Origin of the sequence: Sivoneniella epilithica UHCC 1019, assembly GCF_040830845.1 — a bacterium.
GTDB lineage: Bacteria > Cyanobacteriota > Cyanobacteriia > Leptolyngbyales > Leptolyngbyaceae > ULC077BIN1.
The window spans coordinates 1-26,827 of the sequence record NZ_JBFPDP010000057.1; the positions used below are offsets into that span (position 1 = coordinate 1).

At 49.4% G+C, this 26,827-nt stretch carries 29 protein-coding genes; 20 read left to right on the plus strand and 9 right to left on the minus strand.

The features are described from left to right. Positions 1-237 precede the first annotated feature (237 nt). Positions 238-1,707, minus strand: coding sequence for a transglutaminase domain-containing protein (locus AB3R30_RS23235; protein ID WP_458651593.1), 1,470 nt, complete (start codon positions 1,705-1,707; stop codon positions 238-240). Positions 1,708-2,008: 301 nt separating this feature from the next. On the opposite strand from AB3R30_RS23235, the gene AB3R30_RS23240 reads away from it, so the two are divergent. From AB3R30_RS23240 to AB3R30_RS23270, 7 genes are all read left to right on the plus strand, one after another. After that, on the plus strand, positions 2,009-2,611 hold the full coding sequence (locus AB3R30_RS23240; RefSeq protein ID WP_458651594.1) for a class I SAM-dependent methyltransferase: 603 nt from the start codon (positions 2,009-2,011) through the stop codon (positions 2,609-2,611). Positions 2,612-2,618: 7 nt separating this feature from the next. Continuing rightward, positions 2,619-4,118: a phenylacetate--CoA ligase family protein gene (locus tag AB3R30_RS23245; protein WP_458651595.1), complete on the plus strand. Its 1,500-nt coding sequence runs from the start codon at positions 2,619-2,621 to the stop codon at positions 4,116-4,118. Between the two features lie 24 nt (positions 4,119-4,142). Next, complete coding sequence (locus AB3R30_RS23250; RefSeq protein WP_458651596.1) at positions 4,143-4,922, plus strand: M90 family metallopeptidase; 780 nt, start codon at positions 4,143-4,145, stop codon at positions 4,920-4,922. 81 nt (positions 4,923-5,003) lie between these two features. Further along, on the plus strand, positions 5,004-5,825 hold the full coding sequence (locus AB3R30_RS23255; protein WP_458651597.1) for a GNAT family N-acetyltransferase: 822 nt from the start codon (positions 5,004-5,006) through the stop codon (positions 5,823-5,825). A gap of 854 nt (positions 5,826-6,679) precedes the next feature. Then, positions 6,680-8,902: an ATP-binding protein gene (locus AB3R30_RS23260; protein WP_458651598.1), complete on the plus strand. Its 2,223-nt coding sequence runs from the start codon at positions 6,680-6,682 to the stop codon at positions 8,900-8,902. A gap of 162 nt (positions 8,903-9,064) precedes the next feature. Then, complete coding sequence (locus AB3R30_RS23265) at positions 9,065-9,898, plus strand: hypothetical protein (RefSeq protein ID WP_458651599.1); 834 nt, start codon at positions 9,065-9,067, stop codon at positions 9,896-9,898. A gap of 49 nt (positions 9,899-9,947) precedes the next feature. Beyond that, the gene (locus tag AB3R30_RS23270) at positions 9,948-10,346 is read left to right on the plus strand and encodes a DUF7680 family protein (protein WP_458651600.1); all 399 of its coding nucleotides are present in this window, start codon (positions 9,948-9,950) and stop codon (positions 10,344-10,346) included. Positions 10,347-10,525: 179 nt separating this feature from the next. Here the strand turns inward: AB3R30_RS23270 and AB3R30_RS23275 are convergent, their stop codons facing one another. Next, entirely contained in the window at positions 10,526-10,726 is a 201-nt protein-coding gene (locus AB3R30_RS23275) for a hypothetical protein (protein ID WP_458651601.1), read from the minus strand. Between the two features lie 145 nt (positions 10,727-10,871). Between AB3R30_RS23275 and AB3R30_RS23280 the strand changes: the two genes are divergently transcribed. The 9 genes from AB3R30_RS23280 to AB3R30_RS23320 all read left to right on the plus strand — a co-directional run bounded on the left by AB3R30_RS23280 (position 10,872) and on the right by AB3R30_RS23320 (position 18,494). Next, the gene (locus AB3R30_RS23280; RefSeq protein WP_458651602.1) at positions 10,872-11,651 is read left to right on the plus strand and encodes a hypothetical protein; all 780 of its coding nucleotides are present in this window, start codon (positions 10,872-10,874) and stop codon (positions 11,649-11,651) included. Positions 11,652-11,820: 169 nt separating this feature from the next. After that, complete coding sequence (locus tag AB3R30_RS23285) at positions 11,821-11,994, plus strand: hypothetical protein (protein WP_458651603.1); 174 nt, start codon at positions 11,821-11,823, stop codon at positions 11,992-11,994. 68 nt (positions 11,995-12,062) lie between these two features. After that, positions 12,063-13,097: a hypothetical protein gene (locus tag AB3R30_RS23290; RefSeq protein ID WP_458651604.1), complete on the plus strand. Its 1,035-nt coding sequence runs from the start codon at positions 12,063-12,065 to the stop codon at positions 13,095-13,097. Further along, on the plus strand, positions 13,097-13,645 hold the full coding sequence (locus tag AB3R30_RS23295; RefSeq protein ID WP_458651605.1) for a DUF2252 family protein: 549 nt from the start codon (positions 13,097-13,099) through the stop codon (positions 13,643-13,645). Before AB3R30_RS23290 ends, AB3R30_RS23295 begins: the two co-directional genes overlap by 1 nt. A gap of 88 nt (positions 13,646-13,733) precedes the next feature. Further along, positions 13,734-14,000, plus strand: coding sequence for a hypothetical protein (locus tag AB3R30_RS23300; RefSeq protein WP_171576479.1), 267 nt, complete (start codon positions 13,734-13,736; stop codon positions 13,998-14,000). A 39-nt stretch (positions 14,001-14,039) separates the two neighbouring features. Next, positions 14,040-17,009 (plus strand): hypothetical protein, encoded by a 2,970-nt coding sequence (locus tag AB3R30_RS23305; protein ID WP_458651606.1) that lies wholly within the window; start codon positions 14,040-14,042, stop codon positions 17,007-17,009. A 75-nt stretch (positions 17,010-17,084) separates the two neighbouring features. Next, positions 17,085-17,642 carry a hypothetical protein gene (locus AB3R30_RS23310; protein ID WP_458651607.1) on the plus strand — a complete coding sequence of 186 codons (558 nt, stop codon included), beginning with the start codon at positions 17,085-17,087 and terminating at the stop codon, positions 17,640-17,642. Positions 17,643-17,748: 106 nt separating this feature from the next. Further along, complete coding sequence (locus AB3R30_RS23315; RefSeq protein ID WP_458651608.1) at positions 17,749-18,174, plus strand: element excision factor XisH family protein; 426 nt, start codon at positions 17,749-17,751, stop codon at positions 18,172-18,174. Next, positions 18,153-18,494 (plus strand): XisI protein, encoded by a 342-nt coding sequence (locus AB3R30_RS23320; protein ID WP_171576485.1) that lies wholly within the window; start codon positions 18,153-18,155, stop codon positions 18,492-18,494. The genes AB3R30_RS23315 and AB3R30_RS23320 overlap by 22 nt, the downstream gene beginning before the upstream one ends. Positions 18,495-18,505: 11 nt before the next feature. Here the strand turns inward: AB3R30_RS23320 and AB3R30_RS23325 are convergent, their stop codons facing one another. The 6 genes from AB3R30_RS23325 to AB3R30_RS23350 all read right to left on the minus strand — a co-directional run bounded on the left by AB3R30_RS23325 (position 18,506) and on the right by AB3R30_RS23350 (position 24,244). Then, positions 18,506-19,015 (minus strand): hypothetical protein, encoded by a 510-nt coding sequence (locus tag AB3R30_RS23325; protein ID WP_458651609.1) that lies wholly within the window; start codon positions 19,013-19,015, stop codon positions 18,506-18,508. A 20-nt stretch (positions 19,016-19,035) separates the two neighbouring features. Beyond that, complete coding sequence (locus tag AB3R30_RS23330; protein WP_458651610.1) at positions 19,036-20,568, minus strand: hydroxysqualene dehydroxylase; 1,533 nt, start codon at positions 20,566-20,568, stop codon at positions 19,036-19,038. Positions 20,569-20,985: 417 nt separating this feature from the next. Continuing rightward, complete coding sequence (locus AB3R30_RS23335) at positions 20,986-21,819, minus strand: WGR domain-containing protein (protein ID WP_458651611.1); 834 nt, start codon at positions 21,817-21,819, stop codon at positions 20,986-20,988. A 35-nt stretch (positions 21,820-21,854) separates the two neighbouring features. Further along, positions 21,855-23,489, minus strand: a complete 1,635-nt coding sequence (locus AB3R30_RS23340; protein ID WP_458651612.1) for an AAA family ATPase — start codon at positions 23,487-23,489, stop codon at positions 21,855-21,857. A gap of 12 nt (positions 23,490-23,501) precedes the next feature. Continuing rightward, positions 23,502-23,699, minus strand: coding sequence for a DUF2997 domain-containing protein (locus AB3R30_RS23345; protein WP_458651613.1), 198 nt, complete (start codon positions 23,697-23,699; stop codon positions 23,502-23,504). Positions 23,700-23,737: 38 nt separating this feature from the next. Beyond that, positions 23,738-24,244 (minus strand): hypothetical protein, encoded by a 507-nt coding sequence (locus AB3R30_RS23350; protein WP_458651614.1) that lies wholly within the window; start codon positions 24,242-24,244, stop codon positions 23,738-23,740. Between the two features lie 311 nt (positions 24,245-24,555). Here AB3R30_RS23350 and AB3R30_RS23355 point away from each other — a divergent pair, with 311 nt between their 5' ends. From AB3R30_RS23355 to AB3R30_RS23370, 4 genes are all read left to right on the plus strand, one after another. After that, positions 24,556-24,849, plus strand: coding sequence for a hypothetical protein (locus tag AB3R30_RS23355; RefSeq protein WP_458651615.1), 294 nt, complete (start codon positions 24,556-24,558; stop codon positions 24,847-24,849). Between the two features lie 142 nt (positions 24,850-24,991). After that, positions 24,992-25,225 carry an addiction module protein gene (locus AB3R30_RS23360; RefSeq protein ID WP_458651616.1) on the plus strand — a complete coding sequence of 78 codons (234 nt, stop codon included), beginning with the start codon at positions 24,992-24,994 and terminating at the stop codon, positions 25,223-25,225. Continuing rightward, a complete protein-coding gene (locus AB3R30_RS23365; RefSeq protein WP_458651617.1) occupies positions 25,225-25,518 on the plus strand; it encodes a type II toxin-antitoxin system RelE/ParE family toxin in 294 nt (97 codons plus the stop codon). The genes AB3R30_RS23360 and AB3R30_RS23365 overlap by 1 nt, the downstream gene beginning before the upstream one ends. A 160-nt stretch (positions 25,519-25,678) precedes the next feature. Beyond that, on the plus strand, positions 25,679-26,056 hold the full coding sequence (locus tag AB3R30_RS23370) for a hypothetical protein (RefSeq protein ID WP_458651618.1): 378 nt from the start codon (positions 25,679-25,681) through the stop codon (positions 26,054-26,056). Here AB3R30_RS23370 and AB3R30_RS23375 read toward each other — a convergent pair. After that, entirely contained in the window at positions 26,051-26,464 is a 414-nt protein-coding gene (locus tag AB3R30_RS23375; RefSeq protein WP_458651619.1) for a hypothetical protein, read from the minus strand. The two genes, AB3R30_RS23370 and AB3R30_RS23375, sit on opposite strands and share 6 nt — an antisense overlap. Positions 26,465-26,827 lie beyond the last annotated feature (363 nt).

A 26,827-nucleotide genomic window follows, 5' to 3' on the forward strand; every position in this document is an offset into this window, starting at 1 on the left:
CAAGTGATTGCTTCCATCACGGGTTACTCCTTTATCCTAGATGCCCTATCTGTCATTGACACCATTTAAATTGGTATAACAAGCCTAACGAAGTAAGTTCCTGACTGAGCTCTGTTGAGAGGTAGAAGCAGCAGCGTCAATAGTTAGAAATTGCCTCACTTCTACATCAACACAAGAGCAAAAATCTCCATGACTTCTCTAAAAAGGTACTCCTGTTGTAGTTCAACGGGGCGATCGCTACCCTTTGTTAAACTCCAGTTGTCCAACATACTCATATTGTCCATACTGCTGATCGCCGCTAAATAATTGCACCTCGTAAGTTCCAGTACTAGGTAAAGCACAGGACAACTGGGGCTGTTGACTCGTCTGCTGGGCGCAGTGTTGGGATTGCCCACTCCCCTTAACTCCATAACTTGCCATCAACCAGCGCTGCCCAGGATTTTCTAGTTGAATCACCGCGTTGCTCCGAATGTCCGTTTGCGATCGCGTCGGTGAAATTAATTTCAACCCCTGAGCAAAGAAGTTGGGACGCAGCATCGGTTGCCGCAGGAAATCACCACGAGTTATAGGTTGGGATAGAAGCTGCCAAGCAGCATCATCGGGGAAATGGCTAACAATCATGACTTCTGACGGTGGAAACAGGTAGCTAGTGCCATATTTTTTCGTGAAACCGGAGGCATTCACGTAGCCGCTGTCCCAGGTGGCATCGATCAAGTACCAATTTCCTTCAATCTTCGCCGCATTCCAAGCATGACCACTACCATTGAGGTCGCTGATCTGACTGCGAGAATCACCGACCACATACACAATCTCTTCCCCGATCGCCTGTCCCAAAGCTTCTAACAATTTGGCATATCCAGCACAGACCGCTTTGCGGGTGCGAAAGGTGGTTTCCGCATCCTGGGGTGGACGAGGAACTTGTCCGAAGAAAGCCGGAGCATCATAGGCAATGCGATCGGCAACGTAATCGTGTAATGCTTTCACTCGTAGAAACGGATCTTTTTCCTGTTGAGCGATGTATTGGGCAACCGCTGCGATACTGGTTTCAACACCTGGTGGCATTCGAGCAACCGCAGGATGAATACTTGCATCAACTGACCATAGATTTGCCCGACGGGTTGCAGCAGTCTTTGCAGCAGGTTGGGGTGTGGGCTGTGGTTGCGGGGAGACTTGACTGCTTGGTGTGGGCTGTGGAAATGGTTGAACTTCAGGTTGGGGAGGGGGGCTAATCTCTCTAGTGTCAGCGTACTGCTGGTAAGGATTCTGATGCACTGCCAGATATAGCCACTCAAGATCGTTCGCCAGTTTGAACAGCGATCGCCGTACCAGTTCAATCTGAGATCCCTGCTTACCATCGAGCATCCAGTCGCCTCGCGTTGAAAGTGCCAGAAATGAAGTTTGAGGGCGTAATGCCAGCAGGCAAGCAAGGAAAATCAGGTTGAGCAGGAGAGTTCGCAAGACCAGGCGATCGCCCCAGGTTAAAACTGGCGGCTTTCGTTGGCGACGTTTGCTGCCCCATAAATCCCAGGCGATCGGCAGCAGGGGAAACAGGAGAATGCCGGAGAGGACTGCCAACCAGGTTGGACCATTTGTATACGCCACCAGGGAGGATGCTAACCACACACCCAGGACAGGGGTGAGGAAAACCAACAGGGTTAATAGTCCTTTAATCAGCAGAATGGGGAGGTCAAGGAGGAGGAAACGCATAAGATCAAAAAGAATCGCTTACCTGACTTAAAGAGTGCCCAATCGTATGAGCTGAAAGTTTAAGGTTTGGTTGGAGGGGAAACTTCAAATAGATACACTAACAGGGCGATCGCTTTCTGATTCAACGCTTCCCTGGGTCAAACTCGATAAATGAACACTTAAACCAATTCTGAGCTGTTCAAGCTCTAAATCCTATCTTTCTGGTCAAGCAGCTTTCGATGCGACTGCTAGTCCTACCCTTTAGCATGAGGATGTTCATCGCTAAAATGAACGGATGCTGTAAATCTTTAACAGAGTAACAATGACGGCACGAGAATTTCCAAACTGGGAAGCGCTTTATCAGGAGAAATCCGTTGAAACCATGCCCTGGTTCAACCCAGACTTAGATCCGGATGTTGAGGAAGCTCTCATTGTCCTTGATCTGAACAGTGGCACCCTACTGGATTTGGGAACCGGACCTGGAACCCAGGCGATCGCGCTAGCTGAGCGAGGCTTCCAGGTAATTGCGACCGATTTGTCAGAAACAGCCATTCGTCAGGCAGAGGCGAAAGCAGCCGAGAAAGGACTAGAAATATCGTTCCGCCAAGATGACATTCTTAACAGTCATCTGGATCGCTCGTTTGACCTGATTTTAGACAGAGGGTGCTTTCATGTTCTGCCACCGGAGCGCAGAGAAGACTATGTGCAGACCGTCGCGAACCTGTTGAAACCAAAGAAATACTTGTTGTTGAAATGCTTTAGCCAGCAGCAACCAGGGGAGCAAGGTCCGTATCGGTTTACTCCAGAAGAAATTCAGCAGATATTTACACAGCGATTTCATCTTAGATCGGTTGCCCAAACAGTCTACCAGGGCACCCTCGATCCCCTCCCCAAAGCGCTCTTTTGCATTCTAGAAAAGCGGTGATTTTACGATGCACCACCCTCGATCTCAGCACATTCTTGAAGCATTCCAGGCTTTTCTGACCACGCCGCTTGCAGCCAAATTGCAACCGCACAGTCAAGCGAATTGGGAGAAATCGATTCTGGACTTGTTTGACCAAACCGCTGCAATGGTTCCTGCCTATGCAGCATTTCTGTGCACTCAAGGGATTGATCCGGCTGCTGTTCAAACGATCGCAGATTTTCAGCGCCTTCCCCTGACCACGAAGGACAATTACCTGCGGCAATACCCGTTGGCGCAGTTGTGTCGTCAAGGGCAACTAGAAGACTGCGACATGATTGCCATCTCCTCTGGCTCTACCGGACAACCGAGTTTTTGGGCGCGATCGCTCACCGATGAATTTCAAATCGCCACCCGCTTTGAGCAAATTTTTCACGATAGCTTTCAGGTGGATCAGCGCCAGACGTTGGCGATCGTATGTTTTGCCCTGGGAACCTGGGTCGGCGGGATGTATACCGCAAACTGTTGCCGTCATCTGGCAAGCAAAGGCTATCCCCTTACCCTGATTACCCCTGGAAATAATAAATCTGAAATCTTGCGGGTTGTTCAAGCCCTAGCTCCCCAATTTGAGCAGGTGGTACTGCTGGGTTATCCCCCGTTTTTGAAAGATGTAATTGATAGTGGACTGGCTAAAGGTGTTGATTGGCAAGCTTATCAGGTGAAATTGGTGATGGCAGGAGAAGTGTTTAGTGAAGCATGGCGATCGCTCGTAGGCGGTCGGCTTGGCTCTATGAATTTCTGCTACGACTCGGCTTCCCTCTACGGCACAGCGGATGCTGGCGTGCTGGGAAATGAAACGCCTTTGAGTATCTGCATTCGTCGTTGGTTAGCAGATCATCCAGATGCGGCTCGCTCCCTGTTTGGCGAATCTCGACTGCCAACCCTGGTGCAATACGATCCAAGCAGTCGCTTCTTTGAAGTCCAGGACGGCACTCTGTTATTTTCTGGTGATAATGGCATTCCCTTAATTCGATATCACATCTCTGATAATGGTGGCTTAATCGCGTACTCGCAAATGCTGCAATTTTTGCAAGAGTGGGGATTTGATCCCATCAAAGCGCTGCAAGGCAAGCGGGGAGTTTATCCCTTGCCATTTGTCTATGTGTTTGGGCGATCGCACTTCACGGTGTCTTACTTTGGGGCTAACGTCTATCCTGAAAATGTCACGGTTGGATTGGAGCAAGCGCCCATTTGTGAGTGGGTAACTGGAAAATTTGTCATGCAGGTGACGGATGATGCGGATCAAAATAAGACTCTTGCCATTGCGGTTGAGTTAGCTCCCGGTGTGATAGGTAGTGAGGAGCAGCGGAATGCGATCGCGACGGCTATTCACCAGCACCTGCGCCGCCTCAATAGTGAATTTGCCAACTACGTGCCAGAGGCGTACCAAACTCCTCACATCATTTTGCATCCAACAGGTGATCCCGATTATTTCCCGGTTGGAGTCAAACATCGTTACACTCGCTCATAATGTGCTTTCGTTTTACAGCAGGCAATGATTCAAACTCTGATTGTCCTCCTGATGGTCGTCATCATCACTGCCGCGATTTTGCTTCATCCTGCTTTGATGCGCTGGCATCGCAATCGCCTCAAACATCGCCCATTTCTCCCGCTCTGGAGAGCAGTCATTGAGCAAACTCTGCCCATGTATGAGAAACTCTCGCTGGACGAACGCAGGCGACTACAAGGACATATTCAAGTATTTTTGGCAGAAAAACAGTTCATTGGCTGCGCGGGGTTGCAGGTCACTGAAGAGATGAAGATCACGATCGCTGCGATCGCCTGTTTATTGCTGTTCAATGAACGAGGACAGTATTTCCCGAAGCTGCGGTCCATTTTGATTTATCCAAGCGCTTATGTCGTCAACACGACAACTTTTGTGGAGAATTTTGTCGTTGAGGAAAGACGAGAAGCCAGACTGGGAGAGTCTTGGAGTGCGGATCAAGTGGTTCTAGCATGGGACATCGTGAAACGAGATATTCTTCATTGGACGGACGGACACAACGTTGTCCTCCATGAGTTTGCCCATCAGTTAGATCAAGAAGACGGTCAAGCTGAGGGTGTGCCGATTTTGCCAAGTCACTCAGACTATGCCATTTGGAAACAGGTGATGACCCAGTCCTATCAACAGCTTTGCCAGGATATAGAGAGTGGGGTTCAAACCGTGATAGATAGTTATGGGGCAACCAATCCAGCAGAGTTTTTTGCCGTTGCGACTGAGACATTCTTTGGAAAAACCACGCCGATTGCTGACTCACCACCCAACTCTCTATGAACAACTGCGCCGCTATTATCAGCTTGACCCACTGCAATGGCTAGGATGGCAATGAGTAAAAAGTTCTATTCAATCCGACCGATGAGCCGCGTAGACCTTCAGATTGCGATCGCGTGGGCAGCCGCAGAGGGATGGAATCCAGGGTTGCACGATGCGGAGTGTTTTTATACAGCTGATCCAACGGGCTTTTGGATGGGTTCACTGGGAGATGAACCGATCGCTACCATCTCAGCCGTTAAATATGGCAACTCTTTTGGATTTGTCGGATTCTATATCGTCAAACCAGAGTATCGAGGGCAAGGCTATGGGATTCAACTCTGGAATGCAGCATTAGATACATTGTCAGGTCGAAATATTGGTCTTGATGGTGTGCTAGCTCAACAGAAAAACTATCAGCAATCTGGATTTCAATTCGCCTATCGTAATATTCGCTATGAAGGTGTGAGTGGTGGTGAGTCAACGAATGATTCGCGGATTGTTGATCTATTCAATATTCCATTTGCAACGATTGCAACCTATGATCGAGCATTCTTCCCAGGCGATCGTGTCCAGTTTCTGCGGGGTTGGATCAATCAACCAAACAGTATCGCTCTGGGCATTTTGCAAAACAACACACTGGCAGGATACGGGGTGCTAAGAGCGTGCCATAGGGGTTATAAAATCGGTCCGTTGTTTGCGGATCAGCCAACATTCGCAGAAGCGTTGTTTGTCGCCCTCAAATCAACAGTAACGGTAGAGACTCCCATTTACCTGGATGTTCCTGAAATCAACGTAGCGGCTGTCAACTTGGCTGAGAAGTATGAGATGAAGAGGGTGTTTGAGACGGCTCGCATGTATACTCAAGCCTGTCCTGAATTACCCTGCGATCGCCTGTTTGGCGTGACAACCTTTGAACTTGGATAATGTAGTGGACATTTGGCGTGAACATAGCCTTTCGGTAGTGCCCTTACGTAAAGGACAGAGAAAAAAGCCTGATTCTGAGAGCCTTACCTAGCAAGCTCTCTAAAAATAGCGATTATTTTTCATCCTTTAAGAAATAGGACTACCAGCCTTTCTTTAGAGTCGAGGCTTCCTGGAACTGGAGTTGCAGTACAAACCCCTGAACCACCTAGTAGGTGTTGTCGTCGTATCCGCTGCCCTTTGTCGTCGTGATGCTCGTTTGTCACCCCACTCAAACGGTGTTGGAAGCCGATGCCAAGCTTGGGCAACGGCTTCTAACCAATCAATAATTTGCTCAGGTGTTTGAGGATGCTGTCCAGATAAAGCTCGTGGTTTCAGAATTCGTTGGATTGATTCTGCCATATTGAGCCAACTGCCTCCTAACGAGGTGGACAAAGGTAAGATACCGTGCGTGCATAACCACACCACAAAGTCATACCAAGTTGTCTTCAAAAACGTAATAATTTCGTGCTGAGTGAAATGCCTTACAGCAAGACATCTCAGAGTTTTTTTGCTATTACTCAAAATGACGCTTCGGAGCGCAACTTGGTATTACGCCACTATCCCATCATTCTCCCTCTTCCCACTAAAGGCGGCAACCATGCCAAATGACTCACTAGGTTACTGGTTCAGTTTTTGATGCTCTCTTGCGTTATTGCTTGGGAACAATAGGTTGGATTCAACCCTGAACTCTCATAAAATTCAGCGTATAAGTTGATGAGAACAGTCAGACTCGTAAATGTAAATAGTAAGGGGCTGATAGTGTTAGGTTGCATATTTTAGGAGCGGGAAGAATTGAATAAGGAGATCGCGTAGCCGTGTTATCGTCAATTTTTAACACCTGTATCCCCAGAGACGAAATTTTAGCAGGTGAGCTTTCTCTCGACTTGTTTGCTGCCAAACTGCGATTGGTAGTTGAAGGAACAGCTCCACAGGTTTATCAAGACCCGCGCATCTTCTTTGCTAACACTTTTCCAACTGATGGCTTGAGAACTTTAATCTCAGAAGTCTTTGGGCGTTTGGTCGGAGCAACGACTGGTTCTCCAATCGTGCGGCTGGAAACGAGCTTTGGCGGCGGTAAAACTCATGATGAAATTGCGCTTTGGCACATTGCTGAAAATGGACGACATATTGAAGGATTAGAGCGATTTGCTGACCTAAACCTAATTCCAGATCGCCCAATTCAGGTTGCGGCGATCGCCTGTCAGGATCTCGACCCGATCAATGGTGTTTATCACCCAGAATCGGGCATCACAACCTACACGCTGTGGGGTGAGATTGCTTATCAGATTGGCAACGTCGAAGGTTACAGCTTACTGCGGGGGTCAGACGAGAAGCGTGTCAGCCCCGGTACGGTGGTCTTGGAGCGCTTAACCAAAGGGCAACCGACACTGATTGTGCTGGATGAGATTGCGCGACATTTACGAGCGGCGAAAGCGACCACCGTGGGCAACAGCGATCTCGCAGAGCAAGTCGTTGCCTTCCTATTTTCCTTAATGGATTTGGCAGCCAGTAGCAACAATTTGGTTTTTGTCTATACTCTCGCTTCTTCCACTGATACCTTTGGCGAAGAGACGACAGAGATTCGCGAAGCGATGCAGTCGTCGGCACGGCAGGAACGGGTGTTAAGCCCCAGTACGGACGTTGAGATCTACAACATCGTCAAGCAACGACTGTTTAGCAGTGTGAGTGAGCAAGCAGCGGAGAACGCCGCCAGAGAGTACCTGCACACCTATAAAGCCAGCCGCAACGCTTTACCGGAGGGTTGTAAGGATGCCCGATATGCTCAAACGGTGCAAGCCAGCTATCCCTTTCATCCTGAACTCTTCACGCTACTGACGAAAAAGCTTGCCTCCATTCCTAACTTTCAACGCACCAGAGGCGCTCTGCGGCTGTTAGCCAGAGTCATTCGACAGCTTTGGCAAGAGCCAACAACCTGGCTCCCCATGATTCACCCGCATCATCTGCCGATTGGGGTCGATGAAGAAGTGACAAGCGATCTGACCTCCCGACTAGAGCGACCGCTGATGCGCTTGCCCATTCAAGCCGACCTTTACAACCCGGATGGTCGGGAAGCCCATGCTCAATTGCAAGACCAGGAGTGGTTAGCAGCGGGAAAACCACCCTTTGCCACCTGGGTCGGACGGACAATCTTCCTCCATTCCATCAACCAGGGCATTACGGCTGGCATTCGGCGACCCGAATTAAATCTGTCGCTGTTAACGCCAGGGTTAGAAAGTGGTTTCGTGGACACTGCTTTAGAACGGCTGAGTGCCGTCGCCTGGTATCTGGACAATGACCCGATTACTTCGATCTCTCGTTTCAAGGAAGAACCCTCGATTAACAAAATCGTGGCGGAGGAGAAGGAGCAAATTGGGCGGGGTGAGGCAAAAGATGATTTGCGATCGCGTCGGGACACGATTTTTGCTGACAAATTCTTCAAGCTGATTCCGGCTCCAGAGAACCCAGGGGATGTGGACGATGTGGCAGACCCGGTGGCACTGTGTCTCATCGACTTTGACGAGGCAACCGTCAAGTCTTCCACGGACGATCCGCCTGGAGTGATTGAGCGCCTGTTCCACAACACGGGCGAATCGGGCAAGTTCCGCACCTTCCGGAACCGCTTGCTGTTTTTAGTGGCGAATCGGCAGGAGTTGGAACGGGCGATCGACAATGCCAGAGAGTATCGCGCCATCAAGAATATTCTCAACTCGCCCAATCGCCTGGAAGACCTGTCTGAGAGTCAGCAGAAGCAACTGAAAGACAAGGCGGGCAGCATGGATCTGCATGTGCGTGTATCGCTCACCAATGCGTATCGGCACCTGTTCTACCCCTCGAATGATTCCGTGAAAGCAGCAAAGGGGCTGATGCACTATCCTTTGCCTGCTCAAGATTCCGGAGACGTGAAAGGCAAGAATAACCAGCAAGATGTGATTCTGAAAGCGCTCAAAGACTGCCAGAAGATGCGCCCAGAAGATGCCCCACCCTTTGCCCCTGCCTATGTGTTGCAAAAGGTTTGGGCGGCTGGACTCGATCACTGAACCACCAAGGCGCTACGAGAAGCGTTTGCCAAAGACCTGGGGCTGAATCTGCTCCTAGACGCAGAAATCTCTAAGCTACGCGATACCCTGCGGCAGGGTTTACAGTCCGGGCAATGGGATCTGAAGGTTGGAGAGCGCGTTTTCATCAAGACGGCTGAGGGTTTGCCTGCACTGCCAGAGACGATCGAGTTTTCTGATCGTATGGTGCTGTACCGTCGCGGCATTCTAGAGCCACCGAAGCCGAGGGAGGTGGAATTAAATGCTCAGGTAATGCCGAGTACCGAGGCTACGAAACCTTTGCGGGTGCGTTGGCGGGCACAGGGGGCACTGACAGTCAGTTTGTATCAGGACGGCAATCTGATCAAGCAAGACTTTCGCCCCTCCGATGAGTATGAGGGTGAGAGTGCCCAAACCACCGTTTTTCGAGTGGTGGCGGACTACGGCAATGGTGAGACGGCGCAGGCTGAAACCACGGCTAAAGTCTTGGTTTATAGTCCTGGCGGCACCAGTGGTGGTAGCCCTATGGTCGGCAATGGCACGACGTTGTTTGCTGTGAAGCCGGAGCAGTTTGACCTGGAAGGCACACCCAACAGTGTGTTTAGTGGGTTGAGTGATCGCGCCCTCGATCATAAGGTGAAAGGCATCACCGTTTTAACACTCTCGGTGAGTCAGATGATGGATTACCGGAAGCTCACCACGACCCTACCCTTGCTGACAAAATTTTCCCTCCAGATTGATCAGACAGTGACGCTGCAAACAGGAGATCAGTTTGTGCGGTTGGAGTATCAGGGATCGATGCGCGGGTTCCAGAGTTTTCTGACCCCAACCAACGTTTTGTTGGGTAGTCCTGATGTGCAGGCAAACGTGATGCTGAAACTGGTGCTTGAGTTTGCCTCACCTGTGGCATCAGACGGGCAGGAGGTGGAAGCGATCGCTCAAGCGTTAGGACGGAACCCCGTTGATCGCCTAAACTTGACAGCACGAGTAACATATTAGGTCTGTAGGGTGACTGCCCTGTCCTTGTCTGTCGTGTTTCCCCCGTCTTATGCAGGAATTTCAGCTTCGCGTTGTGCCCACTGACAATAACAACTTCGCCCTGGAGTTGTATCAGTGTGCCTATAAAAAGGCAGGCGAAAAGAAGCGCCCAGCGGCAAAGCGGATTGGGCGGCTAAAGGGACAGGCGTTGGTGCAGGCACGGCAGGCGATTTATGAGTGCTTGAAGGCAAATGGGTATGACCCAAGGACATTGAGCCAGTCCCGGCAGACTGCCTATGTGCTGAATGAGGAGTCGGGGGTGAATCTGGCACTGCTGTTTCAGACGTTGCAACCGCTCTCAAAGCCCGATCGTATTGCCAGTATTGCATCTGGGGTGAGGGCAATGAGTAATGAGGAGTCCGACGAGCGATCGCTTTCTCGTTGTTTCCCTCTGCATTTTTCGACCTGACTTGGGACAGGCTTCGGTTGCATTACTCCTGATTAAAATTCTTAAGAAAAAACTGAACCCTAATCTGTCTCTTCAGTTTCCACACAGGAAAAACGCAAAGCTAGGTAAGACTAAAAAACTCAGAGACTTAAAGCTCTTTAAAGCTAAGTTGGACAGTAAATCAAGATGCCACCGCCAAGTTAGTTGTGGCGATTTTCCTTCTCTTGATCTACTAGTACCGTCAAAACAATTCGCTCAACTAAGTTAGAGACGGTACGCCCTTCCCGTTCAGCCCATGCTTCCAACGCCTGCTTGGTTTCAGCAGTACAAGTGAAAGTTACTTTTTCTTTCTTCGTTGGAGCCATTTCATCGAACAAGAGAAACTGGGATGCAGAAATCATACTCTTACCTCGTAAGTAACGGAGAAGCTTCCGAAGCTATTTGACAGCTTCGGAAGCTATGCTACCATTCTTCGTAAGAACTGGATACCCTTTACCTACCACTTCGCCAGTTTCTGCCCGCGAACATTCTTAAGGGTTACGAATTATGCCTGAATACCTTGATTTATCAGCAGTTGAGCCGATGACAGAGCTGATCGCCTTTTCGCAGGAACTCGATCTGCCACCCACCCCAGAAGCCTTGAGTGAAGTGGCTGAGACTTCCCGCGAAGGTAGTACGAATGCTCACCCTCCCCTTTGGCGACCAGCCGAGCCGCAGTTCACGAAAGCGATCGCCCAGTATTATGGCGTGTCTCGAAAATCAGTTCAGCAATGGTTTCAAAAGGTCAAAGATGCTTGCCCCTGGTTTACTGAAACCGATTTGAAACTGCCTGATGAGCGGTATACTCCACTCTGCATCGAACTGATGGGTGGGTATCGAACCTCTGGGTTACCGTTTGAAGCCTGGAAAGCCCAGCTTTGGGAGCAAAACCCTGAGTTGGTCGCCGCGTATCACGCCTCTACGTCTCAAAGTCAAGCTGCCGACCCTCCAGCAACCGCCGCAATTACCCTGCAAGAGTCTGACGTACCGCTCCCTGTGCAGGAGATTCAACCCCTGAATCTAACCGTTGTTGACTCGACACAACGTCTTGCTGAAGCTATTACCCGCTTGAATAGCACTCTCCAGCAGTTTGTCAGCAACGATCAGACCCTGGAAGATGCCCTCAAACAGAATGCCACTCAAAAAGGCTCTCGGTTGGGAACCGAACTAGCGATCGCGGAAATGGGCAGCATGATGCAGGCAACCGACTCAGCACGAGTGGAATTGGCAAAAAAGCTGGGCTTACTGTCTATCCCCGCCGATCCACCCCAACAGCAAACTGCCTGATGTCTATCGCGATTGCTGCGTTGCTGCTGCTTACTTGTGCCCTTGCTTGGCGCGTTGTTTATTTGCCGCAGACCTCAAACGCCCCAAAACTGCCCACTTCAACGCTTCTCCCCTAGCAGAGTCATCAACTCGTCTCTAACCCTTCCCTGAAATTACAACGGATGCATTCATGACCACATCCACTCTTGAAGCTCCAATCGCTCTTGAAATCAACATTTCAGAACCCTTATTCCGACGATTGCAACAAGTGCTTGATGCTGACCCAACCCAAAGTTTTGATGACCTAACCAATCAGGCTCTCACGGCTTATTTGCTGCACCTTAGCGATTTAGATGGCAAGTAACGCTCATCCAACTGTCTACCTCCTGCTTTTAGCAATGGTGGTGTTCTCTCACTTTCTGGAGATAAATCATGACGTTCAATTCCCAATACGACCCTCAAATCTGGATTAAGCATGTCATCCTTGATCCTCAGCATGGAGCCTTGTTCCCTTATCGAATGCTTGCTGGAGCGTTTGGCATTGGTGTGGACCGAGAACCCTATCTCAATCAAGCTTTGGGACGACTAACAAGCGGACAACACTACGTTGAACAACTGGGTCGGACGTTCATTACCCTCGCAGGGTTGTACGCAATCGCAGACTTGCTCGGAACTCCTGAAGGGCAACTATTCAAGCAAGCCTTGATGTCCTGGAGCCAAACCCATCAACCGTTTGGTGGATTTCAAGCTTCTCACGTTGCACCGATCCAAACTCCTCAAACCTCTTCCCCAATAGAGGTTGTGCCTCACAGTTCATTAGTTCAGACTCATTCCATGCCCACCGTGATGAGCGAATACCCTAGTCAACCTGGAATGCTACAGCCTCGTTTCCCCCAGACGAGCTTTCATGATGTTCATCAGGCAGAGCGTCAGCCGTATCTGCCTTCTGGCGAGGCTTTGCCCAGATTACAGGTGGCTCAAGAGCTGGCAAACGTTCTGCGCCCAGAAATTGAACGTGCGGTTTATGCTGCCACTGCTACAACAAGGGTTCTTGAACCGACCAGTCCAAATGGTCAGCAGATTCTAGACGCATTAAAGTGGCAAAGAGAATCTGATTTACAACTGATTGAAGGAGTGACTAATGCTCAAAAGGTTGTTGCTGATACTTCCCAGGGTTCTGTTAAAGCGACAGGCAACGCGATCGCTCAAGTTCAAGTGGCAAATGCCGTAGTCAACGAAAGCCAGGGATGGCGGCAGAGCGCTGAACTCTGGCTTGATGGGGTAGACTTACCCACGCTGATTTTTGCGATGTGCTTGGGGATGCCCCTAGTTGCCTTCGCTGCTTGGATTATTGCCTCAACTGCGCTTACTATCTTTCGTCCCTCCTCATCCCTACCTCCAAGGGGTCCGGTGGCTGCTTTAATTCACCCAACTTTTGATGTTACTCAAAGCGAGAATTTAATGTGATGAAAGAACCGAACTACTCTCAAAGACCCAGTAGCCATCGCCCCTTCATCACGCCATACCAAAAGCGACCTCAAATTCGGCACCTGACCGAGGTTGAGTTTCAAGTTGCTTTAGAGCAGGTCAAACGCGAACATCGAGGCGTGATGCTGGCGATCGCTCAAGGTGAACTGTCTCGTGACTACCATGTGCTCGACCAACGTCTAATTGAGGTTGGCATTGCTGAAGTGGGCGTTGAAATGACAAAACAAGACTTTTCAATGGTCGTCAACAAGCTTATCCAAAAGCGGTTTCAAGCGGCAATGGCATTTGACGATGCAGCAGCGGCTCCCTTTGAATGGGATCTCCATCGTCAGGGAATTGCTGCCAAGCTTGCAGCCATGCAGATGAAGGTGGATTCGACGGATCAAAAGAATCTGGACGACCAGGAAATCTTGAAACTGCGCGGGTTGATTTCGCAGTTTGCCAACTACTCCACTGGAGGGATTGGAGCAAAAGCCACCAAAGTTGAACGGGGCTTCGAGGGCAATGTCCGGCAGTTGTTTCAATAAGGGCTGCCGTTGTTCCCCATCTTGCCATTGCCTCGATGGATCTTCTCAACCTCTGCCTGGAAGCAGCTTTTTACGATTTGGAGTGCTAATGAACCGCTTAGCGATCGCCGTTGCCACCTTCTTCTTGCTAAACCGCAGCACGACGCTGGTGCAGTGGATTTTGGAATCACAACTCCCGCTGCCCAACCTGGCAATTTTCCTGGTTACTTTATTGGGTGGGCTGATGCTTTTCTATTCCACGGTGCTTCAGGGAAGCCGATTTTGGAGAGACTATCAAACCTCCCTCAACCTCTATGCTCCAGCAGGTTTAGCAGGGTTTGCCCTCAGTCTTTGGCAATTCATGCTCCCTGGCTAACCTGTCTTTCTTTTCAATGCAAGCCAACGCGAGGTTCATATGGTTGATCAGTTTTATGGTGGCGCACCTCCGGAATTCTCGACGACTAATGAGAACACCCGGTATGAAGGTGCGTCTGCTGTGATCGCTCCGTCAGAACCCGATGCCGGCTACCTCAAACGAACCGCGCATGGGTTAACGGCACTGGCGATCGCCGCTGTTTTTACCTTTGTGATTCCATCTGACCCAAACAACCGTTGGTTCTGGAATCTGTTGCAATGGGGCGGCTTAACGTCCGCGTTTGCCGCCGTTGCTCTGTACAGCAAGGTTGAGGAGGAGGAAGAAAAATTGCAAAATAGCCTGGAGATGCAGGTTCAAGAGGCTATTACCACGACCGCAACTCGCTTAAAGCAGCAATACGAAAGCCACCTGTATCAGCTGCAACTTCAGCATCAAGATGATCGGCAAACAATTCATCAGCAGTATCTTGCCGCCGCTCAAGCACAAGTAGATCAGTTGACCTATCGTCACCAGCAACAGCTTGGGCAATTCCGTACCCAGATGGAGCACTCGCAAGGGGATGCAACCCTGTGGCAGCAACAAGTAGAGGCTCTAAACCTGGAGTTGACCCAGGTACAATCCGCCGCATTGGAGCAACTGAACCAGGAGCGAGACAACATTGCCCTCAAAGAAATGCAGTTCCAGCGCCAGCAGGAGCAATTAGAACTTGAGCGACAGCAACTTCAAGCAGAGCACCAGCAACTGGACCATTGGCTAGCGGAACAAAGACAGTCCTTAACCCAGCAAAAAGAGGCTCTAGAGTCACGAGAAGTGACTTTAGAAACCAGTCTTGCCCAGCAATATCAAGAGCATCTCCAGGAGCTTCAAACGCGGGAACAGGCATTACGCGATCTCGAACTGGCTTTTGATGTCCAACTGGAGCAGCGGGTGCTGGCAGAAGAGACAAGGCTCAAAGAGCTTGAAGCCCAGATGATGGCAAACTTTGAGCGATTGTGGTCTGAGCGCGAACAGCTTTATTCGGCTCTGGCAAATAAGGCAATGACCGAAGCCTATCAGCTCAAGCAGCCGGATAAAACCCCTGGTGCCACCCACGAAGAACTATTGGCAGATAAGGTGATTGACCTACTCTATAGGCATGGCATTATCGCCAAGCGTCCTGTGGTAGAACCCAAGCCTCACAACCAGTTTGACCTCACCTTCACCATTCTCCCGATTGATCCGGTGCTCAACCAGAACCGGGGTGACGATGAACCGGAATACATTACTAATCTAGTCGATGCCTTTAAGCTGATTCAAACCAAGCTGCTTGATGGCATCAAGAATGTCGTCAATGGCTGTGCCTCCAAGCCTCAAGCAGAAATGGTCTATGGCGGCATTCAGCTTGCGATCGACATCTCTGGAATTGATTGGGAAGCTCAAGCCCAAGAGCGTAAACGGGCGAAAGAACCGCAAGTCCTTGAAGCGGAACCCGATTGGCTGCTGGTGGTCGCAGAAATAGGCAATCACTTTCGGATTACTGGACCGACTGACTCTGGTAAATCTGCCCTGGCAGATAACCTGGTTGGGTCGCTGCAAGCCGTGTTTGGCACGTTAAGCGTCACTCTAGCTGATCCCAAATATCCCTTTACCGAATGGACGACCTTTCAACCGAACTTTAAGGGATCTGAGGAGTGCTTAGTTGGGGTGGGCAAGCTGGAGCGATTAGTGGATTCTCGCTTTATTCAAGCGCGGTTAGATAAAGACGCAGGGAGAGCAATTCGAGAATTTCCAGCAGAACTCTTTGCCCTTGATGAAGCCGAAATCTTGATGGATGAAGCTCGATTGCGAGATGACATTGATCCCCCTGGACGCGGGCAACTCTCGATGCAACGAAACCTGGCGCGGATGTTGCGGAAAGGCTTGAAACTGGGGCGTGGGCTGACTAAGAAAAAAGGTAAAGGGCTGAAGGTTTTATACGTTGCACAATCCCCCTTGTGTAGCCGTTTAGGACTCAACCGCGATGATTTTGATCAATCCGTCAACATCTTCATCGGCGAGAACATTCCTCGCGCTTTGGAGGAAGAATTGAAAGGCAAAGTTAGCTCCACTGATAAAGAGTTTTGGTTGGCTCAATATCACCTGCGGGTTGCACGCGGCGATTCATACTTTTGTCTGGTTAAAATGCCTGGAAAACGTCCCTTTATTGCTTCCATGCCTACGCCTGCCACCTATGCCGTTAATGGCGTTACTACCTCCCAATTATCTGAACCAGAAGCCGTCGATGGAACCATTGGGGATGAAGAATTAGATGCTATCAATCCTGATGACCAGACTCGTCCTAAGACAACCTTTGATTCGTCTCATCCCTCTGCTGACTCTGAGGTTGATCAGGTTGAGGACTCACCCTTGGGGGAGTTTGATTTAAAGCTCCCTTACCTGAACAACCTTCCTCCTGAACAAGTGGCACAGTTACTTCAAGGATTGGGCTTTAACCAGGGTGAAGATAGCTCTCAAGATGACCTAAAAGCTTCCTCAGATAACAGTTTGGGGCAGGTTGATCAAGGTTTTAGTGAGGATCAAGACTGGCAACCTGATGAGGTTGACAGATCTTCCTCGGATATCCCCCCACCGGAAGCAGGTTTTGACCAGGTTGACCAGGTTGGGGAGGTTGAGAGGCTTGGGGAGGATGGTAAGGTTTCGCCACCATTTAACCCTCAAAATACAGATCTCACTTCCGCTACAAACCTTGATCAATCCTCTCCTTCTTTCCCTGCAACTCCTACGAGTGATGTCGCACGTGAGATAGATAGTCTGTATGTTTTGCCCTGGTCTTCTACGGCAAAACCAGGCAGGTTATTCGAGAGCGCCAAGGGGCGAATCACTCAACTCATTGGGCAAGGGTACACAAAGCCGTTTGAGATTTGCACGGCAATTTGGGGGAACGCTATTAACCCACACTCCAAGCCTTACAACGGCAAAGGAGGAGTCAAGAATTTAGTCGAGAAACTGATTAAAGACATGAATCAGTAAGTTTTAGCTAAAGCGTTTTGAACAACTTTAGTATTCATTTCTCAGTGGACATTCTTTCTCCTAACAAGGAGGTCAATGATGACGAACAGCACTTCATCAGCACGAGGAAAGCAGTTATTCAACTCGCTACTGACCATGGCAGGTCTTGTGGTAGTAGGTGTGGCTGGAGTTGCGTTTTATGCCAATACAAAAGAGTCCAGAGGTGCTTATGGGTCTGGTCATCTACCTTTGACTAATCATCCAACACAAGGAGAAATAAGTCCGCAGATAACCATCCCTAATTCTGAACTGACTCCTTATGTGCCCAAAGCCAATCCATCCCTAAGTGCATCTGGTAACCCCGGTAGTCGATGGAAAGATTCTTATCGAACCTATCAGATTCCTGCCTATTGCAATGGATCACCTAGCAGCGGGGCGAACTTCAGGCAGTATCCGACGCTAGATTCCAGTGCAATTTTGGGCGCTGTTGAGTCTGGACAAACGATTTGGCTGACCGGGCAAAGAATCAAAAGTGATGGGGTCGTGTGGTATGAATCGATTAACCCGATGCCGCTGGCTCCAACAACCGATTCAACGGCTCAAAACAAGTTGAAGGCTTATCAAGTTGGCTGGATTGCAGATTGCTTCCTTTAACAAGTTGTTAATCGCCAACCCCTGTAGCTCTTAAAATCTGCCGAAATTAAGAAGTTGCACCAAAATAGAGAAGGGTTTGTAGTGGTTTAGTCAATAATCTGTCGCTGTGTCCGCCAAAGATGCTTTTCACGGGATTGTTATTACTGCCCTCCAGAAAGATGGGTGGCTCATCACTCATGACCCCTATCCTCTTCAAGCAGGTAGCTTTGACTTAGCGATCGACCTGGGTGCCGAGAAAGTTGTTGCCGCTCAGCGAGGAGAGCAAAAAATTGCAGTTGAAATCAAAAGCTTTTTAGGACCATCAAAGATTTCACAATTCTATGGTGCGCTTGGACAGTTCATCGCCTATCGTGCGGCTCTACAAATTCAGGAACCAGAACGAATGTTATATTTGGCAGTACCCAGTAGCATTTACGAACTATTTTTTGCAACGTCTTTCATCCAAGACCTTGTTGGGCAAAATCAGCTTTATCTTTTAAGTTACGATCTTGAGCGGGAGGTAATTGAACGTTGGCAACCGGAGCTACACTAGACACTTACCGCCAGTCTATTCGGCAATTGCTGACTCAACATGCCGAGTCAGTTTGGGATGAGCGCATTCACGCCGAAACTCTGTTTGATACTGAACGAGATCGTTACCAATTGGTCTATGTGGGTTGGCGCGGATCAAAGCGGGTCTATGGTGTGGTTCTGCACCTTGATGTTATTGATGGCAAGATTTGGATTCAACAGGATGGCACAGAAGTTGGCATTGCGAACAAGTTAGTTGAGTTAGGCGTGCCAAAGCACGATATTGTTTTGGGCTTTGATCCACCGATGATGCGTCACTACACCGAGTTTTCTGTTGGATGACTCCCCTTCCATCAAGCAGCTCCATCTGAGATCGCGCCGTACCCAAAGCAAATCGTTCCTTCATGATGGTACTCAATGCACCACCCTGCTTGAGGTGACCCAATCCAGGTATCCCAGTCGTGGCTGAACAGGGCAAGAGCGTTCTGCTGCACCGTCGATAGCTGCATCTGCAAAATGGGATTGCGGGCGTTGAACCAGATCACTGTCACCATTGGATTGCCTAATTGAAACTGCTGGCAAAGTTGCTCGAACGCTGCTACAAGCTGCGGCTCTTTTTGACACTGATAGCAAATACTGCCGGGAACGTTTGCCCAATCAATTTGCGACCACTGCCAGGGGAACGATCGCTTCAACCACTCCCCACAGTCGCTCGCCTGCGGATCATCTGGCAGTAGCCAGGTTACGCGATCGCCTGAAATCCCTAATTGCTCGATTATCTGCTTGGCAAATTGGGTGTCATGCTGCTGCTTCAATTGACGCAGTTTTTGTCGCAGTTTTGCTTGGCGAGTGTTGCTGTCCATTGATGGGATCTCGCTTTAGTTTAAGGAAGCCAGGGAGTGGGTAAAAACTGGCTGAGCGTATCTCTGATGGCACGATTGGCATTACGGGCAAGGTCGATATGAGGTTCATCCGGTTCAACCGCAATAATTGGGGCAGGTGTCCCTATGCTAAAGCGCTCAATTACCTGATTTGCAGCCTCAAGCCCAGTTACATAGGCTTTTTCCTGCGACCAGGAACCATGACGAGTAATAATCCAATCCCCACTCATGAATACATTGGTGAAACTGGTCCTTCTAGGCAACATGTACTGATAGCTTCCAGGAGAAAAGTGTGTTACCGCTTTAGGCAATCGGATAACACTGCTATCAATCACCCTGGCATCATGAAACTGGGGAACACAGGTCGTTAGATCATGGTGTACTTTAGCAATGATGTCTTCGTCATTCATCGGTAACAGTTGATTGGCATGGTAAAAGTCAGCCTCAATTACACTGCCCGGTGCATCCTTCCATTCGTCGTGCAAGGCGTTGAGATCAAAAAATGTCCATCCGGTAGTGGCATCAAACCCAAAGCAGGCATTCGACGGCAAGGGCACCGAAACTTTGCGATCAAACCAGAGTCGAGTTGCCAGAACATCGATCGCACCCAAATTCATCAGGTTACAGAACTCAGGGAATTGACGCAGCGTCGAACTACTACTCACAATTTTCTGCATTCCGGTGACACCCACTGCAAAAATCACTGCATCTGCCTCAAACACCTCTTCCCCGCATACCACGCCAGTCACCTGCGGTTTGGCATTTCCCCTTTCCTCTTGAGTGTGGATGATGACATCGGTAACTCGACGTTGGGTTAGCACCCGTCCACCAGCGTGCTCAAGTTGCTCTACCCAGGGGCGAAAAATCATTTCTCCCACCGTCCCGCGACACCAGACCACATCGAAATCGGGTTGATGTGCCAGGATAAAGTAGTACAGCATTCCCAAGGCTGCCGCCGCTGAACAGTGTTCTCCCGGTGCAAACAAGCCCACCAGCAACATTGGCTCAAACGACTCTTTGTAAAGCCGTGCAGACACGCCAAATTGTTTGAAGAGTTCACGAGCCGTGATCGGGTCATACCGTCGCCATGCGGCATCGGAGTTGTCAAAATCAACCATTGCATAAAGCAAAGGTAGGGCAGAGAGGCGATCGCTCAAGGGTAGTCGCTTAAATTGGGTATACAAAAAAGTACCTAATGGCGTGGGTAGCCGGGGTTCCTGTTGAAAAATCGGCGATTCTACTTCTAAGCCTGCTGGCGAATATTGAGAGGAGCGCGTCCAATCGGTAAAAGGGCTTAAGCCCAGTTGATTCACCAGGGCAAAAATATTGCGGTAAGGATACCAGAAGCCATGAATGCCTGCTTCAACCGAGCGTCCCTGTGCCGTTTTCCACCCTGCCACCAGTCCACCCGGATAGCCCCCTGCTTCTAGGAGCGTGACATCGTACCCCTGCTTTACCAGGTGATACGCGGCTCCTAAGCCAGCCCACCCGGCTCCAACGACGACCACCTTGGGATGCGCTTGAGTTTGATTCATGGGTTACGAGATCTGTTTCCTCTGCTTCACAGCATAAGGCTTCCTTGTTTACATCTAAGGTTCACTATTCAAATTCTGCTGTTTTTTAACAAGTTCAGCATAGAATCGGAATACTCATCGTTTCAAGACTCCAGTTGTGGAAATTTCAACGTCTTCTTATCTCCAATCCTTGCCGCAAAGGGAAGAACTCTCACCGATGCAGTGAATCAAATTTTAGAAAGCACGACAAAGCCACTGCACCTAAATGAACTGCTCAGTCAGATGTACGGCAGCCTCTCTGCTTCAGACTTTAAGCGAGCGAAAGTGTCATTAGCCAGCGTGCTCTCTATTGGTAAGAAGGAGGGTAAATGGCAGAGCCTGGGGGGAGGTTTATATGCTGCCAAAAAAGTTGTCCCCGCTTGAAAAGTTGATGTTTAGTTACCATCTAACCCAACAGGCACGCTCATCCCCCGCCAAAGCAGTTTGTTCTTCCATTTCAGTTATCTCCTCTGTTGCTCCCCAATTTAACCAGCGGGCACGTTCATCACTGCCGACCGCCCCACCCCAAGAGATCGCCTGCTCAATCATTATCCGAATTTCTTCAACCTTGCCCAGGCAACCTTCTAAAGTTTGCAACATCCCAAATTGCTGAGTGATCTGATCTAGGTTTCCCAGTACCTGACGGGCTTCAAGCTTCATCCCAATAGGCAAAGGGACAGTACTTAAGTACTGCTCAACTGCATCTAAGTAGGGTGAGCTTTCGTAGCCACGCCGAATCGCTCCATTGAGACTGGCTTTGATTTTTTGCAGCGCCATCGTCGCCTGAGTCAAGGTTTGGCGAGAGACAGTGCCCATCTGCGTCACAAACACGCCGCGATCTCGATCAAACCGTATCGCCGTATGGTTAATTACAGGTTCTGCCATTGATGCCAGTTGGTCAATTTTTTCTCGAACTGTCTCAGCATAGTCACTGCCTAACTGATTGAAGTCAAGGAAGATCTGAGGTTGGTCTTCCACCTGCACTGGGCGATACCCTTTGTTGCGCTTCTCAGCGAGGAGCTGGTTTAATTTGTTGTCCGCCAGCGCCACCGAACGACAGGAATAGACATGAGGTTTTTGAGCGTAGTTGACCCGCCCGTACTCTACATACAAAGTGCCATCTGGTAGTACCCAGGCTGCCCACTGCTTATTACTATTGGTGGTGGCATTGACACAAATGAGTTTGACGGTGCGGATTGCCTTACTTAAATCGGGACGAGTCCTTGTTGTCATAGCTGAAACTCCAAAACCCAAAATCTAAACTTGTATTAGAATCGAGCGCGGCGATCGGAACTGTATTCTGCTGTTTCTATCGTTTCATCGGCTTCCAGGGAGGCAGGAATGGCAGACTGCCGCGCCCAATCCTCTAGTTGACGTAACTTTTCTTGTTCATCTGGGTTACGGCTCTGCACCGGGGCAACCATTGCTGCCTCAATCAACTCGTCCAGGCTCACCTGTCCGGGACGATCAGCGATAAAGGCGGCTTCAGCACAGGTAATCACCAACTGCTCTAGTTCCGCCCCATTAAACCCATCGGTGGCTACGGCAATTCGAGCGATCGCGTCTTTTGACAACTCAATCTTGCGACGCTCCAGGTGGACGCTCAGAATCTCGGCTCTGGCTTTCTGACGAGGTAAGCCCACATAAAACTTGGCATCCCAGCGACCATCGCGCAGAAATTCAGAAGGCAAATGATCCACCCGGTTTGCAGTGGCAGCCACAAAAATCGGGATGCGTTTTTCTCGTTTATCGTTGAGCCATTGCAGGAACGTGCCAAACATTCGCTGACTGGTGCCACCATCCCCGCCCAAGGCATTGACGGCGATCGCGGCGAACTGCTTGTCTAATTCATCAATAAACAGAATGCCTGTCTGAGATTCAATCTCCTTCAAAAACCGATCCATATTCTCCTCACTACCACCCACATGTCGATCCATCATGCGTCCAATGTTCATAACGAAAACAGGCATTTCCCAAGTAGCTGCCATATTCTTCACTGTCAAGGTCTTTCCCGTTCCCGGTGGTCCCACAATCAGGCAACCATTGGGCAGATCCAGCCCATACTCCTGTGCCCTGGGGCTAAACATCTTTGCCTTGCGCTCCAGCCATCGGTCTAAGTTCTCCAGTCCAACCGCCTTGACCGGAGGGGGTTCGAGAATATCAACTCCCCGCTTTCGCAACTTAGCGCTGCGGCGAAGTTTGATAAATTCTCCAGTGCCATCAGTGATCGCCTTATCAGTGATCGCGGCTTCCAGTAACAAATCATCAGCTTCTTCTTTGGTAATCCCGCCCATCGCTCGGATCAGGTTTTGCCGCCCCTGGTTCGATAGATTGAACTTCACCTTGCCTTTGGACTGGGCTTTGATATCAGCGAGTCGAAATTCCAGGTTGCTTTCCCGCTCCGCCTCAGTCGGTAGGGGATTATCAATTTCAAAAATCGCACCATCAAAGTGATGACTTAACCGCAGGCGATCGCCCAACAGAATGATGCGCTTATCTGATCGCTTAATCTCCCGGCAGAGGTCAATCAGATCTTGCAGAACAAAGACGTTCGGTTGCATTCCTCCCGGCAGAAACTCCTGCACATTGGCAATCAAAAATAGGGCATGATCTTTACAGTCGCGAATGAACTGAAATAGCCCGGTCACTGGGTTATCGGTGGTGTAGTCTGGGACTGGAGTTTTCTTGATGCCCGTAATCTTGCCGCTTTTATCGCGGGTGAGGCTGACTTCCCGCAATGATTTGCTCAGGTTCCAATAGTAAGGTTTGTACTCCAACGGTTGGGCAACTTCTAGCAGCAGTTTAGTGACCAGTTCATCTTCAACGGCGTTGGGACTATTAATTGCAAGCACGCCCGAAGCGGCATCCAAACGGTTTCTGATCAGGGAAATATCCAAGGGCATTGAGCAACTCTCCTACAGACTTTGAGTCAACGTATTGATCTGAACAATGGGCTGGTCATAAAACTCTGGTTTGGGAGTGAAATTCTCCACTGTGCCCAGTTCTGCCAACGGTTTGGTCAGTGCTTTACAGCCTTCTCCCTGAACTCCTTTAACTTCTGCTTTGATGGACTGACCCAGTTCTAGAGTGATGATAATTGTGGGAGTTTGCATAGTTGTTCTCAAGGATAAATGAATCGGTAGGATGCCCCTTAAATGGCGCTGCCAATGGTTTGAAGTTGTTGTTTTGGCTTGATTGTCAACGTAATTTTGTTTTCAATTCGTTGTTCAGTGATGGTGTACTGATTCGCTGGGAACTTCAGCAGTACGGCAGCGCGATCGTGCTCCATCTGAAGTTGCTGATTAAGCAAAATCTTAATTGCGGCATCTTGTAGTTGCGTATAGTCAAACTCTCGCCCAAACTGACTATGACGAATTTCATATGGGTCACACTGAAGGGTGTAGAGATTGGCAACGGCATCCCAAAGAAAGCCGATCGCAGTGCGGTTGTTCATCAATTGCCGATGACGCGCAATGATATGGGCACGGCGAGAATCTCCGTAGCTATTGTGGTAGGCGATCTCAGCCGCTTGGATGTCTTTAATGCTCATTTCAGGGGTCAGTGTCACCGCTTGCACATCAAATCCCATTGCCTGTAACCCTTTGACAAGGGCTTGTGGGTGATTGAGTTGAGTCCGAATGTCAGAGAAGTGAGACATGGCATGGCTCCTCGAAGAAATGGGTGGGTTTATGATGTGGCAACAAGAACTCAATTAAATGCAGTCTGGCTAAACAATCTGTTGAGTATAGGTGGGGCGAAAAGATTGCAGGGATGGGATAAATGCGATCGCCGTTAAATGTGAAGAAAAGCAGGTTAGAGGGAGGTATCAAGCCTTTCTTAAGAATACCAGGGTATCCAAGAAATATCAATACAATAGTACTACTTATGGATAGATTTTCTTGTCAGAATGTCAAGCGTTTGTAAAATGCTTTAGGGTGAAGTTAACAGAGCAAATGTATTAGAGCCGCCATGTCGATCGCACACTATCGCGGAAAAGGGAGTAACCCCAACTCCCATCGCAATCTTGAAGGCAATCGCCGCGTTCCCCTTCCCCGGTGGGGTAGCGTCAAGAAAGAGCATGTCTTCGGTTTGACCGATGAAGCATGGGAAGTTTTGCGCCAGTTGTCCGATCAACACGATGTGTCCGTCAGTGATTGGGTTGAAGCGACGGCGCGATTACTGGAGCAGGATAAACAGTTGGGTGAACAGGTGCTTGATTTGCTCCGGGGCAGGTTAGAAAAATCTGGGCATCCAAAATCCTGACTTCAGGGCATGGGACGAAATATCCTTTAAAGAAGCGGTATTGAGACGTTTGGGGTGGCTGATAGCGATAAACCGATTAGAATATCTTTAAGAAAGGCAGTCTTGCTGCCCGTTTAGCATGATTAGCCTGAGAGTATTGCGTATGGTTCCTGCTGCCTACAATGAAGTTCTGGGTGCTGCCCTGGCTCTTTCACCAAACTTGAGAGCAATGCTGGCTGAACATTTGCTGCAAAGTTTGGATGCCGAACCGCAGGCAGATATTGATGCACTCTGGGCAGAGGAAGCCGAGCAACGGGTTCAATCAGTTGATCAAGGCAAAGTTGCAGCGATTCCCGGTGAACAGATTTTAGGCGAACTGCGCTCTCGGCATCGCTAATGGGGTATGACTTTCATCCGGCAGCCCAAAGAGAATTGCAGGAAGCGGTTGATTATTACGATGCCATCAGTCAGGATTTGGGAGATGCCTTTTTGGATGAAGTAGAGCGGGCACTTGAGCGGATTGTGGATTTCCCGGAAGCTTGGGCGCAATTATCTGCAAACACAAGACGCTGCCGAATGTTGGGATTTCCGTATGGCATTATCTATCAAAGTCGAGGCGATCGCCTCTTGGTGATTGCCGTGATGGATCTCCAACGGAAGCCAAATTATTGGGCTGATCGGACGTGTTAATACGGCTTTACCTTGCCACAAGTGCCTAGTCACTGCAAGCTAAATCTATTGGATGGTATGCCGAAATCAAAAAGTTGAACCAGAATGGGGGAGAGATTAGGGCGGTTGGATAGGGTTCAACAGCCCTTGCCCAATAGCGAAATGGTTGAGGAGTAATTGGATGTCAGGGAAGGTGGTTGATAAAGTGGCTCGACGGCAGGCGAAAGAATCTGCAAACTGGCGATGCCAAAATCCTGTTTGTCAGCGAGATTGTCTTCAACCTAGGGAAACGCTCAGTGATTTTATGGGGCGGATTGGAAAGGCGCAATGGCTTGATTTGTTGGGCGAACTGACAAGTCAGCGCCTGCGCGATCGCAACCAAAAATCAGAAAGTACCTGCGATCCAATTCAGCCCTTTATCATGAAAGCAATGTCCGATGGTAATGGTGGCTACCTTGCACTTTGCGGCTCCTGTGCGATCAAGTTTATTCAACTATCTCCTCAACAAAGTTTTGTGCAGACGAAACTTGAGTTGCTGGGGCAGTTGCGGTTGCTATAGTCCTTTTTCTTTGTTAGTAGAACTGCAATAGAAAAAGACTGGAGCGATGCGATGTCTCCGCTTGTGCCCCAGTCCTGATGTATTGAGAACCTGAGAGTCAAGTTTCTCAATGCTGATTTGATACTCAAATTCTTTCAGGATGCTCATTTCCTCATCCCATACACTATCCCAGTTGGGTGGATCGGCGACTGGAACATAGCCAGTCTCAGTGGCAATTTTGTAAAGGATCAGTTCAGAAATGTGATGATCCACATACTCAGGAATCATCAACCTCTTCTCAATCCATTGAGGAAGGATGAATAAATGCCCAGAAGCCTCGTAGAGATGTAAAGACACATTTCGAGGAATCTGGGTATTGCCGTAGAGATCGCCGTTGACCGTGAATTGCGTCGAGACAATTTCAACCACGATCCCGTACTCGAATCCCCGCTAGGTCTTTGGTTTGCGGTGTGCCCATTCCTCCGGTCGATACGGATCTTTGAGCTTGACGATATCGCTAATTGAAAGAGTGTAGTTCATGGGCATTGAACGTTCTCCAAGAAATTGATGGGTTCATTGGTACGAAGCAGAAGCAGCAGGTTTGGCACGTTTTGCCTTGTTGTGGATAATGTGAGGGCTAGAAAGGGATGTCTCTGGGTCTCGTTTGCGGCTCGCCTTCCAATCCCCCCTGGAGAAGTTGAAATCTGGGCTTTTGATACCAAATTAAATTGGAGTAGTTACAGATCAGATAAACTGAGGGATATAGAGTTGAGAGTCTGACGATGGCTGGAG

Excerpts from the sequence above, each read along its gene's own strand:
- AB3R30_RS23330 (WP_458651610.1), bottom strand. The coding sequence starts at position 20,568 with ATGAATCAAACTCAAGCGCATCCCAAGGTGGTCGTCGTTGGAGCCGGG.
- AB3R30_RS23240 (WP_458651594.1), top strand. The coding sequence starts at position 2,009 with ATGACGGCACGAGAATTTCCAAACTGGGAAGCGCTTTATCAGGAGAAA.
- AB3R30_RS23370 (WP_458651618.1), top strand. The coding sequence starts at position 25,679 with ATGTCAGGGAAGGTGGTTGATAAAGTGGCTCGACGGCAGGCGAAAGAA.
- AB3R30_RS23280 (WP_458651602.1), top strand. The coding sequence starts at position 10,872 with ATGCCTGAATACCTTGATTTATCAGCAGTTGAGCCGATGACAGAGCTG.
- AB3R30_RS23355 (WP_458651615.1), top strand. The coding sequence starts at position 24,556 with ATGTCGATCGCACACTATCGCGGAAAAGGGAGTAACCCCAACTCCCAT.
- AB3R30_RS23275 (WP_458651601.1), bottom strand. The coding sequence starts at position 10,726 with ATGATTTCTGCATCCCAGTTTCTCTTGTTCGATGAAATGGCTCCAACG.
- AB3R30_RS23235 (WP_458651593.1), bottom strand. The coding sequence starts at position 1,707 with ATGCGTTTCCTCCTCCTTGACCTCCCCATTCTGCTGATTAAAGGACTA.
- AB3R30_RS23245 (WP_458651595.1), top strand. The coding sequence starts at position 2,619 with ATGCACCACCCTCGATCTCAGCACATTCTTGAAGCATTCCAGGCTTTT.
- AB3R30_RS23340 (WP_458651612.1), bottom strand. The coding sequence starts at position 23,489 with ATGCCCTTGGATATTTCCCTGATCAGAAACCGTTTGGATGCCGCTTCG.
- AB3R30_RS23345 (WP_458651613.1), bottom strand. The coding sequence starts at position 23,699 with ATGCAAACTCCCACAATTATCATCACTCTAGAACTGGGTCAGTCCATC.
- AB3R30_RS23335 (WP_458651611.1), bottom strand. The coding sequence starts at position 21,819 with ATGACAACAAGGACTCGTCCCGATTTAAGTAAGGCAATCCGCACCGTC.
- AB3R30_RS23305 (WP_458651606.1), top strand. The coding sequence starts at position 14,040 with ATGGTTGATCAGTTTTATGGTGGCGCACCTCCGGAATTCTCGACGACT.
- AB3R30_RS23300 (WP_171576479.1), top strand. The coding sequence starts at position 13,734 with ATGAACCGCTTAGCGATCGCCGTTGCCACCTTCTTCTTGCTAAACCGC.
- AB3R30_RS23360 (WP_458651616.1), top strand. The coding sequence starts at position 24,992 with ATGGTTCCTGCTGCCTACAATGAAGTTCTGGGTGCTGCCCTGGCTCTT.
- AB3R30_RS23285 (WP_458651603.1), top strand. The coding sequence starts at position 11,821 with ATGACCACATCCACTCTTGAAGCTCCAATCGCTCTTGAAATCAACATT.
- AB3R30_RS23290 (WP_458651604.1), top strand. The coding sequence starts at position 12,063 with ATGACGTTCAATTCCCAATACGACCCTCAAATCTGGATTAAGCATGTC.
- AB3R30_RS23250 (WP_458651596.1), top strand. The coding sequence starts at position 4,143 with ATGATTCAAACTCTGATTGTCCTCCTGATGGTCGTCATCATCACTGCC.
- AB3R30_RS23350 (WP_458651614.1), bottom strand. The coding sequence starts at position 24,244 with ATGTCTCACTTCTCTGACATTCGGACTCAACTCAATCACCCACAAGCC.
- AB3R30_RS23310 (WP_458651607.1), top strand. The coding sequence starts at position 17,085 with ATGATGACGAACAGCACTTCATCAGCACGAGGAAAGCAGTTATTCAAC.
- AB3R30_RS23365 (WP_458651617.1), top strand. The coding sequence starts at position 25,225 with ATGGGGTATGACTTTCATCCGGCAGCCCAAAGAGAATTGCAGGAAGCG.
- AB3R30_RS23295 (WP_458651605.1), top strand. The coding sequence starts at position 13,097 with ATGAAAGAACCGAACTACTCTCAAAGACCCAGTAGCCATCGCCCCTTC.
- AB3R30_RS23270 (WP_458651600.1), top strand. The coding sequence starts at position 9,948 with ATGCAGGAATTTCAGCTTCGCGTTGTGCCCACTGACAATAACAACTTC.
- AB3R30_RS23255 (WP_458651597.1), top strand. The coding sequence starts at position 5,004 with ATGAGCCGCGTAGACCTTCAGATTGCGATCGCGTGGGCAGCCGCAGAG.
- AB3R30_RS23325 (WP_458651609.1), bottom strand. The coding sequence starts at position 19,015 with ATGGACAGCAACACTCGCCAAGCAAAACTGCGACAAAAACTGCGTCAA.